The sequence below is a fragment of the Paenibacillus sp. NPDC058071 genome (genome assembly GCF_042885235.1).
Classification (GTDB): domain Bacteria; phylum Bacillota; class Bacilli; order Paenibacillales; family Paenibacillaceae; genus Pristimantibacillus.
In genome coordinates, this window is the sequence record NZ_JBHVSK010000001.1 from 82222 (window position 1) to 97280 (window position 15059).

At 55.4% G+C, this 15059-nt stretch carries 11 protein-coding genes; all 11 read left to right on the top strand.

The features are described from left to right. Positions 1 to 20: 20 nt before the first annotated feature. The 11 genes from ACFVTB_RS00340 (at position 21) to ACFVTB_RS00390 (ending at position 15027) form a co-directional block, all read left to right on the top strand. On the top strand, positions 21 to 821 hold the full coding sequence (locus ACFVTB_RS00340; protein WP_387743469.1) for an ABC transporter ATP-binding protein: 801 nt from the start codon (positions 21 to 23) through the stop codon (positions 819 to 821). Between the two features lie 187 nt (positions 822 to 1008). Next, positions 1009 to 1806 (top strand): ABC transporter permease, encoded by a 798-nt coding sequence (locus tag ACFVTB_RS00345; RefSeq protein ID WP_387744869.1) that lies wholly within the window; start codon positions 1009 to 1011, stop codon positions 1804 to 1806. A 50-nt stretch (positions 1807 to 1856) separates the two neighbouring features. Further along, the gene (locus ACFVTB_RS00350) at positions 1857 to 2825 is read left to right on the top strand and encodes an aromatic acid exporter family protein (RefSeq protein WP_387743472.1); all 969 of its coding nucleotides are present in this window, start codon (positions 1857 to 1859) and stop codon (positions 2823 to 2825) included. A gap of 109 nt (positions 2826 to 2934) precedes the next feature. Continuing rightward, positions 2935 to 3498: an outer spore coat protein CotE gene (locus ACFVTB_RS00355; protein WP_387743475.1), complete on the top strand. Its 564-nt coding sequence runs from the start codon at positions 2935 to 2937 to the stop codon at positions 3496 to 3498. 142 nt (positions 3499 to 3640) lie between these two features. Beyond that, positions 3641 to 5086 carry a putative amidoligase domain-containing protein gene (locus ACFVTB_RS00360; RefSeq protein ID WP_387743478.1) on the top strand — a complete coding sequence of 482 codons (1446 nt, stop codon included), beginning with the start codon at positions 3641 to 3643 and terminating at the stop codon, positions 5084 to 5086. A 411-nt stretch (positions 5087 to 5497) separates the two neighbouring features. Continuing rightward, positions 5498 to 8191 (top strand): DNA mismatch repair protein MutS, encoded by a 2694-nt coding sequence (mutS, locus tag ACFVTB_RS00365; protein ID WP_387743481.1) that lies wholly within the window; start codon positions 5498 to 5500, stop codon positions 8189 to 8191. Positions 8192 to 8224: 33 nt separating this feature from the next. Then, positions 8225 to 10309, top strand: a complete 2085-nt coding sequence (mutL, locus tag ACFVTB_RS00370) for a DNA mismatch repair endonuclease MutL (RefSeq protein ID WP_387743484.1) — start codon at positions 8225 to 8227, stop codon at positions 10307 to 10309. After that, positions 10306 to 11106: a class I SAM-dependent methyltransferase gene (locus ACFVTB_RS00375; RefSeq protein WP_387743487.1), complete on the top strand. Its 801-nt coding sequence runs from the start codon at positions 10306 to 10308 to the stop codon at positions 11104 to 11106. The genes mutL and ACFVTB_RS00375 overlap by 4 nt, the downstream gene beginning before the upstream one ends. After that, positions 11078 to 12094, top strand: a complete 1017-nt coding sequence (gene miaA / locus ACFVTB_RS00380) for a tRNA (adenosine(37)-N6)-dimethylallyltransferase MiaA (RefSeq protein WP_387743490.1) — start codon at positions 11078 to 11080, stop codon at positions 12092 to 12094. Before ACFVTB_RS00375 ends, miaA begins: the two co-directional genes overlap by 29 nt. Next, positions 12091 to 12333 carry an RNA chaperone Hfq gene (hfq, locus tag ACFVTB_RS00385; RefSeq protein ID WP_387743493.1) on the top strand — a complete coding sequence of 81 codons (243 nt, stop codon included), beginning with the start codon at positions 12091 to 12093 and terminating at the stop codon, positions 12331 to 12333. Before miaA ends, hfq begins: the two co-directional genes overlap by 4 nt. A gap of 150 nt (positions 12334 to 12483) precedes the next feature. Then, on the top strand, positions 12484 to 15027 hold the full coding sequence (locus ACFVTB_RS00390; RefSeq protein WP_387743496.1) for a transglycosylase domain-containing protein: 2544 nt from the start codon (positions 12484 to 12486) through the stop codon (positions 15025 to 15027). Positions 15028 to 15059: the final 32 nt, after the last annotated feature.

Below are 15059 nucleotides of genomic sequence, written 5' to 3' on the forward strand. Positions count from 1 at the left end.
GATAGAGCGGAGGGGATGAAATGGCGGGCGACAACCGGATGCTCGAAATGCACGGCGTCTCTCATGTCTATGTAAACGATAAAGGCGCATCCTTGGCGACCGAAGAGCTTGAGCTAACCGTGAGGCGCGGCGAGTTCATCTCGCTGGTCGGTCCAAGCGGCTGCGGCAAAACGACTATTTTGAGCATGCTTGCCGGCCTGTTCCCTCCGACTCGCGGCATCGTGCTGCTGGCAGGCGAGCCGGTTACAGGACCGTCTACAAAGGTCGGCTACATGCTCCAGCAAGATTATTTGTTTCCATGGCGTACTATACGGGATAACGCCGCTATCGGATTGGAAATTGCCGGCCGCAAAAATCGCACTGCGTTGGCTGGCGTCGATACGCTGCTGGGCGAGCTTGGTTTGCCTGGATCGGGCGATCGTTATCCGCATGAGCTGTCTGGCGGCATGAGGCAGCGGGTTGCGCTTGCCCGAACGCTGGCGACAGAGCCCGAGGTGCTGCTGCTCGACGAGCCGTTCTCTGCGCTCGATCTGCATATAAAGCTGCAACTGGAAGATCTCGTTCAACAGACGCTCCGCAGGCTCGGTAAAACGGCTGTGCTTGTTACTCATGATTTGGCGGAAGCGGCGGCCATGAGCGACCGCGTTATCGTGCTTGGGGCTAATCCTGGACGAATAGTCGCGGAAATGCTAATTCCGGAGGAAATCCGCGAAGCCTCGCCAATGGAAGCTCGTCGTCTGCCCGGTTTTCAAGCCGTATTCGACGGGCTATGGGCGGAGCTGGACGCAGCCAAGGGAGGAGGAGACGAGGATGAGCGATAACGGGCGCAGTGATGAATGCGAGCGAGAGCTGCTGGTGCCGTCTTCCGCAGAAAATGAACGGAGCAAGACGGAAGAGGCGCAGCATCAAGGGCCAGCGCAAGAGCTGGCGCAAAAACAAAATTTCTTCAAAGCCGCCACCGGAAAAATCGTGAAAATCGCAAGCATCCAGGAGGACCGCTCCGCCTGGATGGCGCAATTGCATCTTCGCCATAAGCGCAGGGCCGGGAGACTGTCTACAGCTGTAGGAACAACGCAAATCGCGATTCTCATTCTGCTTGTGGCGCTCTGGGAGACGGCGGGGCGGCTAAAATGGATCGATCCGCTGCTGTTCAGCTATCCTTCGAAGCTATTTCATCAGATCGCAACAACGATTGCCGATGGTTCCTTGTGGCCCCATATCGGCATGACCGTATCAGAGACGGCGATGGGCTTCGCGCTCGGAACGCTGCTCGGCACAGCGCTTGCGGCGCTGCTGTGGTGGTTTCCTTTTTTGTCCCGCGTATTCGATCCGTATCTCGTTGTGCTGAACAGCATGCCGAAGGTAGCGCTCGGTCCGATTTTTATCGTCACGCTCGGTCCCGGCTTTATGTCGATCGTTGCCGTTACGCTGTCCGTGACGGTCATTATTACGACAATTAACATCTATAACCGGTTTCGAGAGATCGAGGACGGTTATATCAAAGTCGTCCGCGTGTTCGGCGCCAGCAGGACGCAGCTGTTCCGCCTCGTTATTTTGCCGGCATCGTTTCCGGTCATTATTTCAGCGCTGAAGGTCAATGTCGGCCTTGCTTGGGTAGGCGTCATCGTTGGCGAATTTCTGGTGGCGAAGCTCGGCCTGGGTTATCTCATCATCTATGGCTTCCAGGTATTCAACTTTACGCTCGTGCTGTCCAGCCTGCTTGTCATCGCGGCGGTAGCAACAGTTATGTACCAGCTTGTGTCTGCGCTAGAGAAGCGGTTGACTTCCGGCTGGCGCGAAAGGTAGGATGAACGTATCCGAACGTCAATACTACCATTATAAGAGGGCATCAACCTATGGGAATTCGAATTATTAAAACAGCGCTGGCGACGATCGCCGCCATCTATACCGCCGTCTACTTCGGGCTGGAACCGCCGCTCGGAGCCGGTATTCTTGCTATTCTCGGCGTTGAAGTGAGCCGGATGAAAGGGCTGCAAAGCGCTCTCGTCCGGTTTATCGCTTCGGTGCTGGGACTTTTTTTCGCTTCGTTTATTTTTACGATTTTCGGCTTTCATATTTGGGCCGTGGCGCTCTTCATCCTGCTAACCTTCCCTGTATTGGCAAGGTTTCAGCTGAGCAACGGCATCGTGACGAGCTCGGTTATCGTTTTTCACCTGTTCGGCCGGCAAGAAGTGACGGTGGACATCATTACGAATGAAATCTTGCTGCTGCTCGTCGGTTTAGGCTGGGCGACCGTCATTAACCTGATCTATATGCCAAAGGACAAGCATTTGCTGGAAGAGCTGAAAGCGAAGACGGAACGGAGCTTTGACGTTATTTTCACGCAAATGGCGCAAACGCTGCGCAATCCTTCCCATATTTGGGGCGGAGCCGAGCTGCTGGACGCGGACGCGGCGATCACGGAGGGCGTCAGGCGGTCCGCGTTGAATCGCGACAATCGCATTTGGGGGCAGGAGCAGTATTGGACCTCCTATTTCGAAATGCGCAGGCAGCAGCAGGAGCTCATTCAGCTCATGCTTGTCCAGCTTGCTTTCGTCTACGAGAAATGGCCGCAGAACGATCCGATCGCCGAGCTGATGGAGCAGCTTTCTGAAGATGTGAAGTCGGAGGTTTATACCGGAATGACGGAGAAAAAGCTGAAAGAGCTGGCCGTCGTATTCCGTACGGCGGAGCTGCCTAAGACTCGGGAGGAGTTCGAGGTGCGCGCTTCATTATTGAAGCTGATGCATGAACTGGAACGTTATTTGGACGTCGCAAAACGATTGAAAAAAAGAAAAGTGATTTTAGAAACAGCTCAGTCATAGAATAAAGAGGGAAAAAATTCGTTGCGGCGCGCGGAAAAGAATCAGTCACCCTAGACGAATGTCCTGCATACACTTTAAATGAATGATTGTATGGAGGAGGTTAAAATCGATGACTATTGCAGATAAACAGCTTCAACCTAGAGAAATTATAACGAAAGCTGTCTGCGGCAAAGGTCGTAAGTTCTCCACGGTTACCCATACCGTAACACCGCCTCATCATCCGACCAGCATTCTCGGCGCATGGATAATCAACCATCAGTATGAGGCGGTTCGATCGGGCGACGGCATTGAGGTAATCGGTACTTACGATATCAACATCTGGTATTCGTACAGCAAAAACTCGCAAACCGACGTAGCAAAGGAATCCGTACATTATGTGGAGCACGTGCCGTTATCGTATGTAGACCCTAGGCACCGCGCGTCGACGGAAGAAGTGTCCGCCGAAGCGATTCAGGAGCCTAACTGCATCGAAGCCAACATCTCTTCCAGCGGTTCGGGCGTCGTTATTCGCGTTGAGCGTGAATTTGCGGTAGAGATGGTTGCCGAAACGAAGATCTTTGTCGCGGTCTTCCCTGGCGGTTTGGACGGCCTGGAGGGGAAAGAACTCGATTTCGAACTCGGCGACGGCGATTACGAGGATTTGGATCCGAGCCTGCTGGACGACGAGCTGTAATTCGGAGCCGCATCCTCTACGGTATGATATGCGGGCGGTTCGGCAAATTCGAGGGCGAAAGCCCTCTTTTTGTTGAAAAAAACTTGATCTCGCTCCGTAATTAGGAAGTGCTGTTGAGCTGCGCAGGAAGGGAGGGTCGCCGATGACTGGCATATGGATATGGGATGGTCGAGGCAAGCCGAAGAAGTTGAGTCCGTATGATTCTATGAGCATCGAAGGCTTAGGCCGTATTCAGGATGCCGGTCCGGGCGACACGATTGCTGCGCTTCATGGACATGCTGTTCCGAAAGACGGTTATCCTCCCGCCGAAGCCATTTGGCTGAATGCGCACGCTTCAGAAGGTTTCATGATGACGGACAGGGAGCGGGAACGACGGCTGGCGAGGGCGGGATTGTTTCGTGAGCAACGGGGATATGAGCGTTTGTATAGGGTCGACGTATGTCAACTGGAGCCTATAGCGCTGCGCCGTATGAACAAATATGGAAGCTCAGCGGTTGCCAAAAGGCCGAATGCCCCGAATAGCAGGGAACATACGGCAAGCGCGCGAGTGCCTGTGTTCCAACCGGCGGCAGATGCAGCGGGAAGAACTCTGGCTCCGTTGGACGATTCTATGCTCAAACGGGTTGTGCAGGCGGCAATCAAAGGGTTGTACGCGCTCGGCATCGATATTGGATCGGCGGACGTCGCGGTTGACGATAGGCTCGCTATTTCGGTGAGGGGGGTCCGTCCGCTTCGCTCTTCGCCGGAGCTGGCGGATGCGCTGCTGCGTTACGATTCTGTTGTAAAAGCGTCTTCAGGAAAGCCGATCCTGCTCGGAGCCGATCCGGAATTTGCTCTCGTCAAACCCAATGGACGGCTCGTCCCGGCATCTCGTTATTTGGGCGAAGGAACGGTCCGGGCCGCGGGCAGCGACGCGATGAGGATTGGGAATCGCATCGTTTATCCCTTAGCGGAGCTTCGTCCGGAGCCGGCGGAAGAGCCTGGCGAGCTTGCTGTCCGGCTGCGGCGGCTGCTGGGTGAAGCAGCGCGCCGCATTCGCGAGCCCGGTCTGCGCTGGGCTGCAGGAGCAATGCCTGTGCAGGGACTGGCCCTTGGCGGGCATATTCATTTGAGCGGCACACCGTTAACGCCGCGACTGCTTCGCTTGCTCGACAGCTATGCGGCGTTTCCGCTGGCGCTCGTCGAGGACCCGGCCGGTCGCGGGCGGCGCCCGCGCTACGGCTCGCTCGGCGATTTCCGCCGACAGCCGCACGGCGGCTTCGAATACCGGACGCTGCCAAGCTGGCTCGTCTCGCCGGCCGCGGCCAAAGCCGCCCTTGCGCTTGCGCTTCTGTGCGCGCGCGAGGAGGCGGCGCTTGCTGACATACCGTCTCTGGAAGATCGGTATGTCGAAGCGTACTACGCCGGAGACCGGGCGGAGCTGGCCGGCTGTCTTGACCGCGTGGCTGCCGCGGCAGCGGCTACCGCAAGCTATGAAACGCTCGCTCCGTTCATTGAACCGCTGTTCGAGGCCGCAAGGCGAGGCCGAACGTGGAACGAACAGTCCGATCTTCGTGTGAAGTGGGGCATCCCTTTGACGGATGAATGAGTAAAGCTATCGTAATTATCACTGATGCTTACGTCCAAACAACCTCACTGCTGACAACCGAAACGAACCGCTCACCTGACGCTCGAACTGCCTCCTCCCGGCGTCCGTCTGCGTTTGCGTCGTTAACGGCTAGGTTGCCGGACGAACATTTGTTTGTTATACTGGTAGCAGTTTTCAAGTCAAGCGGAGATCTACTCTCGCTATCGAATCTATTGCGCCCGCTTTGCTCTGCAAGGCGGGCTGTTTATTTGTAAGGCTCGACGCTGTTTCGCGGCGCGGATTCGACTGTCGCAATGGCGCAACGGCAAGGCGCTTGATATAATGGCAGAGTGCTGATTTCGCCAGATGGCGCGAACGGCTGGACTCATAACATGGCTGGAATGACTACATATATATTAGGAGGGGCATCAAGTGGCAGGCTATACCCCGATGATTCAACAATATTTGTCCGTGAAGGAAGAAGCGAAGGACGCGTTTCTGTTTTTCCGTCTCGGCGACTTTTACGAAATGTTTTTCGAAGACGCTATTAATGCCGCACGGGAGCTTGATATAACGCTGACAGGCAGGGAAGGCGGCGCGGCAGAGAAAATTCCGATGTGCGGCGTGCCCCATCATTCTGCGGAAAACTATATTGCTCGTTTGGTAGAGAAGGGATACAAGGTAGCGGTTTGCGAGCAGGTCGAAGACCCGGCGGCGGCGAAGGGCGTCGTTCGGCGGGAAATCGTCCGCGTTATTACACCCGGTACGGTGATGGAAGCTAAATCGTTGACCGAGCGGAGCAATAATTTTATCGTGTCGGTAGCGGTTGTGGACGGCTCGGAGCTTGGCATGGCCGCTTGCGACCTGTCGACGGGGGAGCTGTATGCTACTTCGCTTGCGGGCAGCGCGGAAGCGCTGGTGGATGAGATCAACGTCTATCAGCCGGCAGAAATCGTAGGGGACGCCGCTCTGTTGGACAAGCTGAGCGAGGCTGCCGTATGGAATCGCCCGGTGCTGCTGACGCCGCGCGAGCCGATGGCGGACGAGAAGCTGCGGCAGCAGTTCGATTCCTCCTCGTTGACGGAGCTGAACAAAGCGCGCTATCGCGCAATAAGTCTGTTGACCGGCTATTTGGACGAAACGCAGAAACGCTCGCTCGGCCATGTTCGAACCATTCGCAGCTATGAGCCGAATCAATATATGATTCTGGATCATTATACAAGACGCAATCTGGAGTTGACGGAGACGGTCCGCGACCGCAGCAAAAAAGGCTCACTGCTATGGCTGCTCGACAAAACGCAGACGTCGATGGGGGCGCGCCTTCTGCGCCGCTGGATCGATAAGCCGCTGCTCAGCCGTTCCGCGATCGAATCGCGGCATGAGGCGGTCGATCAGCTCTACCGGAATCTCATTTTACGAGACGATATTCGCGCCGAGCTAAACGGCATTTACGACTTGGAGCGGCTTGTCGGCCGGGTCGCTTTCGGCAGTGCGAATGGTAGAGACATGGTCGCGCTCAAAAATTCGATCCGCCGTGTGCCGTCGCTCGTCGCCTTGTGCGAATCGTCTGGCTCCGAGCGTCTGGCGGCACTAGTCGCTTCGCTTGACAATTGCGGCGATTTGGCCGATATGATCGAGACGGTTGTCGTCGACGAGCCGCCGGTATCGATTCGCGAGGGCGGATTGATCCGGTCGGGCTACGACGAATACCTCGACCAATTAAGAGAAGCGAGCACGAACGGGAAGAAGTGGCTGGCCGAGCTAGAGCGTAAGGAACGCGAAGCGACCGGCATTAAGACGATCAAGATCGGCTTTAACAAAGTATTTGGCTATTATTTGGAGGTATCCAAAGGAAGCTTGTCGCAGCTGCCGGAAGGCCGTTACGAGCGCAAGCAGACGCTGGCGAACGCGGAGCGCTTCGTAACGCCGGAGTTGAAGGAGAAGGAACGGCTTATTTTGGAAGCTGAAGATAAAATGGTCGACTTGGAGTACAGCCGTTTTATCGAGCTGAGAGATCATTTGTCCTCGCAGTTGAGCCGGCTGCAAAAGCTTGCCGAAGTGATTGCGGAGTTGGATGTGTATCAATCGTTCGCAACGGTGAGCGCGGAACGGAGATTCATACGGCCGCAGTTAAACGGCGACTATGATCTGTCGATCGAGGAGGGGCGCCATCCGGTCGTCGAGGCGATGGCAGGCGGCGCGCCATTTATTGCTAACAGCACTGATCTGACAAAAGAAGAAAATTCTATGCTGCTTATCACCGGTCCGAATATGGCCGGCAAGAGTACTTATATGAGGCAGGTCGCCTTAATTGCCATTATGGCGCAAATCGGCTGCTTCGTGCCGGCTAAGCGGGCGCAGGTGCCGATGATCGATCGGATCTTCACCCGGATTGGAGCGGCAGACGACCTGATCGGCGGCCAGAGCACGTTCATGGTCGAGATGAAGGACATTCAGATCATGACGGAGAAAGCGACGGCGAACAGCCTCGTCATTATCGACGAGTTGGGAAGAGGAACGTCCACCGGCGAGGGAATGGCGATCGCGCAAGCCGTGATCGAGCACGTTCATCATCATATCGGCTGCAAGGCGCTCGTCTCGACGCATTTCCACGAGCTGTCGCATCTGGAAGAAACGCTGCCTTCGCTGGCGAACGCCTGCATGGCCGTTCAGGAGAGCGGGGATCACGTCACTTTCCTGCGCAAGCTTATTCCGGGAGCGGCCAGCACCAGCTACGGCATTTATTGCGCCAAGCTGGCAGGCTTGCCGGAGACGGTTATCGGCAGAGCCTACGAGCTGCTGGAGCGTTCCGAATCGGCCTTGATTCTGGAGCAAACGTTCCGGGAGCGGATCGGCGGTGTCGAGAATGTCGGCGTAACGCTGTTCGCTCCGTTGGCCGAGACGGTTAAACAAGAGGAAGCGGTAAGAGAAACCGCCGCCGCTGTTCAACTGTCTATCTTCGATGAACCGGCGCCGGTTGCTGCCGTTCCGGCCGAGCCGAAGCGCAAGGCAAGTCCAAAAGCGGAGCAGCTCGCGGAGCAGCTGCGTAAGCTGGATTTGTTCAATATGACGCCGATGCAGGCAATGCAATGGCTGAACGATATGAAACGGAAAATCGACGAATAGGCGAAGAAGCCGGTAACGGGGAGGAGCATTTCAATGGGGAAAATACAGGTGTTGGACGATCAGCTTGCCAACCAAATCGCTGCCGGCGAAGTGGTCGAAAGGCCGGCTTCGGTCATTAAGGAACTGGTCGAAAATGCGGTTGATGCCGGCAGCACGGAGATCGACATAACGATCGAAGAGGGCGGATTGACGTTTATTCGGGTAACGGACAACGGTTCCGGCATTGCGGCGGACGATCTGGGGACTGCATTCCAGCGGCACGCGACGAGCAAAATTGCGACGAGCGCCGATTTGTTCCGGATCGCCAGCCTTGGTTTTCGAGGCGAAGCGCTGCCAAGTATAGCGGCGGTATCCCGTCTCTCATGCGTCTCGTCGACGGATGCGAGCGGGCTCGCGCAGCGGATTGCGATCGAAGGCGGGAAGACGACCGAGGAAACACCGGCCAACTCGCCGAAGGGAACGGATATGACGGTTCGCGATCTGTTCTTCAATACGCCTGCCCGATTGAAATATATGAAATCGATCCAAACCGAGCTTGGCCATATTTCGGATTATATTTACCGTATCGCGCTTGCCCATCCGGGCATTGCGTTTACGCTCACGCATAACGGCAACACGCTGCTTCGCACGCTGGGCACAGGCGACCGTCTCCAAGTCATTGCGGCCGTCTACGGCTCCAATACGGCCAAAGCGATGCTTGCAATTGAAGCGGAAAGCCCGGATTATACGCTTCGCGGCTATGTATCTAAGCCAGAGCTGACTCGGGCGAACCGCAACGGCATGACCGTCATTGTGAACGGCCGGTACATTAAGAGCTTTGCCGTCAATCAGGCCGTGCTTCAAGCCTACCATACGCTGCTGCCGATCAATCGGTTTCCGCTTGTCGTACTCGAGCTTGGCATGCATCCGAGCCTGCTGGACGTAAACGTGCACCCGTCGAAGATGGAGGTCCGCTTCAGCAAGGAAGTAGAATTAAAGGCGCTGATTGAGGAAGCGATCAAAAAAGCGCTTGGGCGCGAGCGCCACATTCCGGGACCGGACGCGGCCTTTAAGCAGGAGCGTTCTAAGCCGCTATTCGTTCAGGACGCGATTTCGTTTCATCGTCCCGAACCGGATGACGGAAAAACCGCGTCCTCCGCGCCTTCGCCTTTCGAGCGGCCTTGGCAAGCTGGAGTCTTGGATGGCAGCAGCCGCGGCAATAGCAGCAATAGCAACAGCAGCGGGTACGCCGGTTTTACCGGGCGGCCGCTCGAAAGAGAGCAGGTGCCTCGCGATGCCGCCGAGCGGCTGTACAAGCCGTCCGAGCTTCGGCAAACAGCCGTTCACGAAGCGTCTGCGCCATGGGAGCAATCGGCGGTATCCTCCTCGTCCGCAGCGGCGTCTTCACCGCCGTTTAAAGAAGGCGAAGCCTGGATGGATGAGGCGCATATCGAGGAGAATGCCGCAGCGGCTATTGAAGCTGTTGCGGCAGCCGCGGCGCCCGCGCAACCGGAAGCCTCTGCGGGCGATATGGTGGAGCGGGAAGGGCCGGCTTTTCCGGAATTGTACTGGATCGGGCAGCTGCACGGCACCTATATCGTTGCTCAAGGCGAGGATGGGCTGTACCTGATCGATCAGCACGCCGCGCACGAGCGGATCAATTACGAGTATTATTATGAAAAATTCGGAAATCCTGTTGCTGCGAGCCAGCAATTGCTAGTGCCGCTGACGCTGGAGTTTACGCCGGGCGATGCGGAGCGGCTGCGCAGCATGCTGGAGCTATTCCTGGAAGCTGGCGTAGAGCTGGAGCCGTTCGGTCCGCAAACGTTCCTCGTCCGTTCGCACCCTGAGTGGTTTCCGGCCGGAGACGAACAGTCGATCATCGAAGAGATGGCCGAGCTGCTGCTTGCCGAGCGCAAATCGATCGATATTGCCAAGCTGCGGGAAAAAGCGGCTATTATGTGTTCATGCAAGGCGTCGATCAAAGCGAACGATCGGAAAACGCGGGAGGAAGGGGATGCGCTATTGGCCCGACTTGGAGCCTGTAAGCAGCCTTATACTTGTCCGCATGGAAGGCCGATCGTCGTCCATCTTTCGACGTATCAATTGGAAAAAATGTTCAAACGGGTGATGTCATGATCGTAACGACCAGCGACAAGCCGTCTACGGCAGCGCTAGAAAAGGCGAAACGGCTGGCCGAGGAGCTAGGCGGCCGCTATGTTCGCAGAGGAAGGTATACATTAAGGCAATTGGCGGATCAGCATAGCGAGGAGCGGCTGATTGCCGTTACCGAGAAGGAAGTGCGGTTTTACGAAGGACAAACGGAGCAGCCGTTGTTTTTTCATCCGAGCATGGCTTTTGTCCGGGTGAAGCGGCTGCGCAAAGGAGACAGTGATCCGTTAATCGAGCTGTCCGGCTGCCGCGAAGGCGATATCGTCGTCGATTGCACTGCCGGACTCGGCTCGGACTCCCTTGTTTTCTCCTATGCTGCGGGGGAGACGGGGCATGTGACAGCGCTTGAAAGCGAGCCTGTGCTCGCTGCGATTGTGAGAGAAGGGTTAGCTGACTATCGTACCGGTTTGCCGGACGTGGATGCGGCGATGCGGCGGATTGAGCTGCGGACTCGGCATCACGGCGACTATTTGAAGGAATTGCCGGATAATAGCGTCGATATCGTCTATTTCGATCCGATGTTCCGCCAGCCGATTCATGAATCGAGCGCCCTCCAGCCGCTGCGCGAACTTGCGAATCCCGAAGCGCTCAGCGAGCAGGCGGTTGCGGATGCGGTCAGAGCCGCCAGAAAAGCAGTTATTCTGAAAGAACACCGCGATAGCGGGGAGTTCGCCAGACTCGGCTTCGAGCGCCGTCATGTTAATACGTCGAAAATAGCATATGGAGTGATAGAGGTTGCAACAACAGCAAGCGCAAGCGAATGATACGGGCAAGCAGCGTCTGCTGGTGCTCGTCGGACCGACCGCGGTAGGCAAAACCGAGCTGAGTCTCGAACTGGCCGAAGCTTACGGCGCAGAAATTATTTCTGGCGATTCCATGCAGGTGTACCGGGGGATGGATATCGGAACGGCCAAGCTGCCGCTTTCGGAGCAGAAGGGTATTCCACATCATCTGATCGATATCTGCGATCCGCAGTCGCCGTACTCCGTCGCAGATTTTCAAACGGAGTGCGCGAGAAGCATCGTGGATATCACCAGCAGAGGCAAGCTTCCATTTATTGTCGGCGGCACCGGACTGTATGTCGAATCGGTTTGCTACGGCTTCGAGTTCGCGGAGAACGGCTCGGACGAAGCATTCCGCGCCGACATGGAACGGTATGCTGCGGAGAATGGCGCGGAGGCGCTGCACCGCAAGCTTTTGGCGGTGGATCCGCATTCGGCCGAGAGGCTGCATCCGAATGACTTGCGTAGAGTAATTCGAGCGCTCGAAATCTTTCATCTAACAGGAGAGACGATGAGTTCGCAGCTGGAAGGACAGAAAAAACAATCTCCTTACGAACTTTGTATTTTGGGTCTAACGAGGGACAGGGCTGAATTATATGCGAGAATCGAAGAACGCGTCGATCTGATGATGGAACAAGGGCTGGTCGACGAAGTTCGGGCGCTGCTCGGCTCGGGCATTCCTCCCCATGCGGTCGCAATGCAAGGGCTCGGCTACAAGGAAATTGCGGCGCATTTACGGGGGGAATGCTCGCTCGAAGCGGCGGTGGAGTTGCTCAAGCGGGATACGAGAAGGTTTGCCAAACGGCAATTGTCATGGTTTCGTCACATGAAAGATATCGAATGGATCGATATGGGGGAAAATTTTCGCAACAATTTACATCGGATTCATGGTATAATAGCAGGAAAGTTTCAAGTCAATCTTGAATATACTTCTAATCAATCTTTTTTAGACGGAGGTAACGTCCAATGAACAAATCGATCAATATTCAAGATACGTTCTTGAACCAACTGCGCAAAGACAATATTCCGGTTACGGTTTTTTTAATGAATGGATTTCAAATTAGGGGCGTTATTAAAGCGTTCGATAACTTCACGATCATTATCGACAGCGAAGGCCGTCAGCAAATGGTGTACAAGCATGCGATATCAACATTTACGCCGCAGCGCAACGTGTCTCTTGTACAGGATAACGGCGGGTCCGACAACTAAAGGCCGGAGCCATATGAAACTTTCTTATAACGAGCAACGTTTAACTAGATAGCGGATCGCAAGGAACAACCCGCTCACCTGCGGGTTGTTCCTTTTCTTTCCGGGGAATAAATAGAGACAGCGAACAAGCAGTATAGGAGGGGAGTCAGCATGGCTGAACAACCAAGCAGAAGAAACGCGGTCCAGAACAGCAAAAGTAAAGGCAAAGGGAAAAAGAAGCGGAGAATGACGCCTCGAAAGTGGTTTTTTGGACTGTTCTTTACGACGGTCATCGCTATAGTGTGCGGCATGGGCGGTTATTTGTTAATTTATTTTAACGGTGAAAGAATACTTGCGGAGAGAGCGGATATGCTCACGCTCGGTGAAGCCAGCATCATTTACGATGCGCAAGGCAATGAAGTGAGCAGGCTCTACAACGCCGACGAGAACCGGGAGAACGTGGAGTACGATGCGATTCCTAAGCTGCTGCTGGACGCATTCGTCGCGACGGAGGATCAGCGGTTCTACGAGCATTCCGGCATCGACTTTTTCTCGATCGGCAGGGCGCTCGTGAAAGACGTTATCGCCCGCAGTGCAGTAGAAGGCGGCAGTACGATCACGCAACAGTTGGCTAAAAATATGTTTTTGTCGGCGGATAAGACGATATTCCGCAAAGCGACGGAGGCTTCTATCGCGGTAGCGTTGGAGAATCAGAAGACGAAGCAAGAGATTTTGACGATGTACTTGAATCGGATTTATTACGGTAAACGAGTATACGGTATCAAGAATGCCGCCAACTTCTATTTCGACAAGGATCCGAAGGATTTGGAGCTATGGGAAATGGCAACACTTGCAGCTATGCCGAAGGGCCCGAACAAGTATAATCCGATTAACGACCCGGAGGCTTCGGAATCTCGCAGAGCTGTCGTGTTGAAGCTCATGTTCGATCAAGGCTATATCACACAAGAGCAAATGGACGAAGCAAAAGCGGTAAAATATGTGGTTCCGGCCAATATTGACGAGAAGCAGAAAGATCCATATAAGGTTTATGTGGACTACGTTGTTCAGGAAGCTCTTAAAGTGATGGACGGGAAAACGGAGGAGGAGCTTCGCGTCGGCGGCTACCGAATCTATACATCACTTAATCCGACGGCTCAGACGGCTGTCGAAGAGGCGTTCGCAGACGACGATAACTTCGAGAAAAGTCCTGACGACCAGAAGGTGCAAGGCGCCATGATCATCATGGATCACCGTGACGGCACAATCCAAGCGATGGCGGGCGGTCGGGATTATGTGAAAAAAGGACTTAATCGCGTGACGGTGCCGCGTCAGCCGGGATCGGCCTTCAAGCCGATTACCTCGTATGGCCCAGCGCTCGAGTCGGGTAATTTCGAGCCTTGGACGGTACTCGCCAACGATCAGAAATGCTTCGGCAACTATTGTCCGAAGGATTCCAAAGGGGCAACCCCGATTACGATGCAGGAGGCGGTCAAGCAGTCACGCAACCTTCCAGCGGTCTGGACACTCAATCAGGTCGGCATCAAGAGCGGCATGTCCTTTGCAGAGAAGCTCGGCTTTGAGCTCGACAGCAAGAACGACCGCAACTTATCGATCGCCCTCGGCGGCCTGACTCATGGCGTTACGCCGCTGCAAATGGCCGAAGCCTACAGCGTGTTCGCTAACAGCGGCAAGGCAGTCAACGCGCATACGATTACGAGCATTCAGAATGCGTCGGGCAAAGAAGTATACAAGTACAAGGCTCCGGAATCGAAGCAGCTGATGAAGCCGCAAACGGCGTGGTATATGACGCAAATGCTGCAAACGGTGGTAGAAAGAGGCGGCACAGGTACCGGAGCTCGTATCGACAGGCCGGTAGCAGGCAAAACGGGTACGACACAGCACGGTATTCCAGGCTTTACTTCGAGCGCAAACCGCGACGCATGGTTTGTCGGTTACACGCCGGAGTGGACAGCTTCGGTATGGATGGGCTACGATAAGACTGATAAAGAGCATGTTCTTAAGAAAAGCAGCGCGCAGTCCGCTGCCATGTTCGCCAAGGTTATGTCCAAGGCGATGAAGGGCGTGCCGAAATCGAGCTTTGAAAAACCGGGCGGCGTCGAAGAGCCGAAGAAAGAAGAAGTGGCTCCGGTAACGAATTTCAACGCGGTGTACGTACCGGAAGAAGTTAAGGTACAGTTGACTTGGCAGCCGCCTGCGGAGAGCACAGGCCTGACGTATCAAGTGTTCCGCAAAGAAGAGAACGCGTCGGAGTTCTCGCTGTTCGTCGATGCGGTACAGCCGCGAGTCGACGATATGACGATCGCGCCGGGCATGAAATATCAATACTATGTCGTCGCTTACGACGCGGAGAGGGATCTCGCTAGCGCGCCTTCAGAGAAGATTACGGTCCCTATTCCGGAGATCGACATCGATTTGCCGGAAGTTCCGATGGAACCGGACAATCCGGATACGGGTGAAGGCTTGCCGGATCATGAAGGCGGAGGAGACGTTCCGACGCTGCCTCCTGTGGTGACGAACCCGCCGGATAACGGTGGAGGAGAAGGCGGATTGGGCGAAACGCCGCTGCCTTCGGGAACGCCGAACGGAGGAGATAATCCGGTCGGCGGAGTGCCGGACGGAAACGGCGGCGACGGTGGCGGAAACCACGTTCCGCCGCCTGACGGCGGTCCGGGCAATAACAACGGGGGCGTCTGACTCTTTGGCGCTAAGCGAACCTACCATGGCCG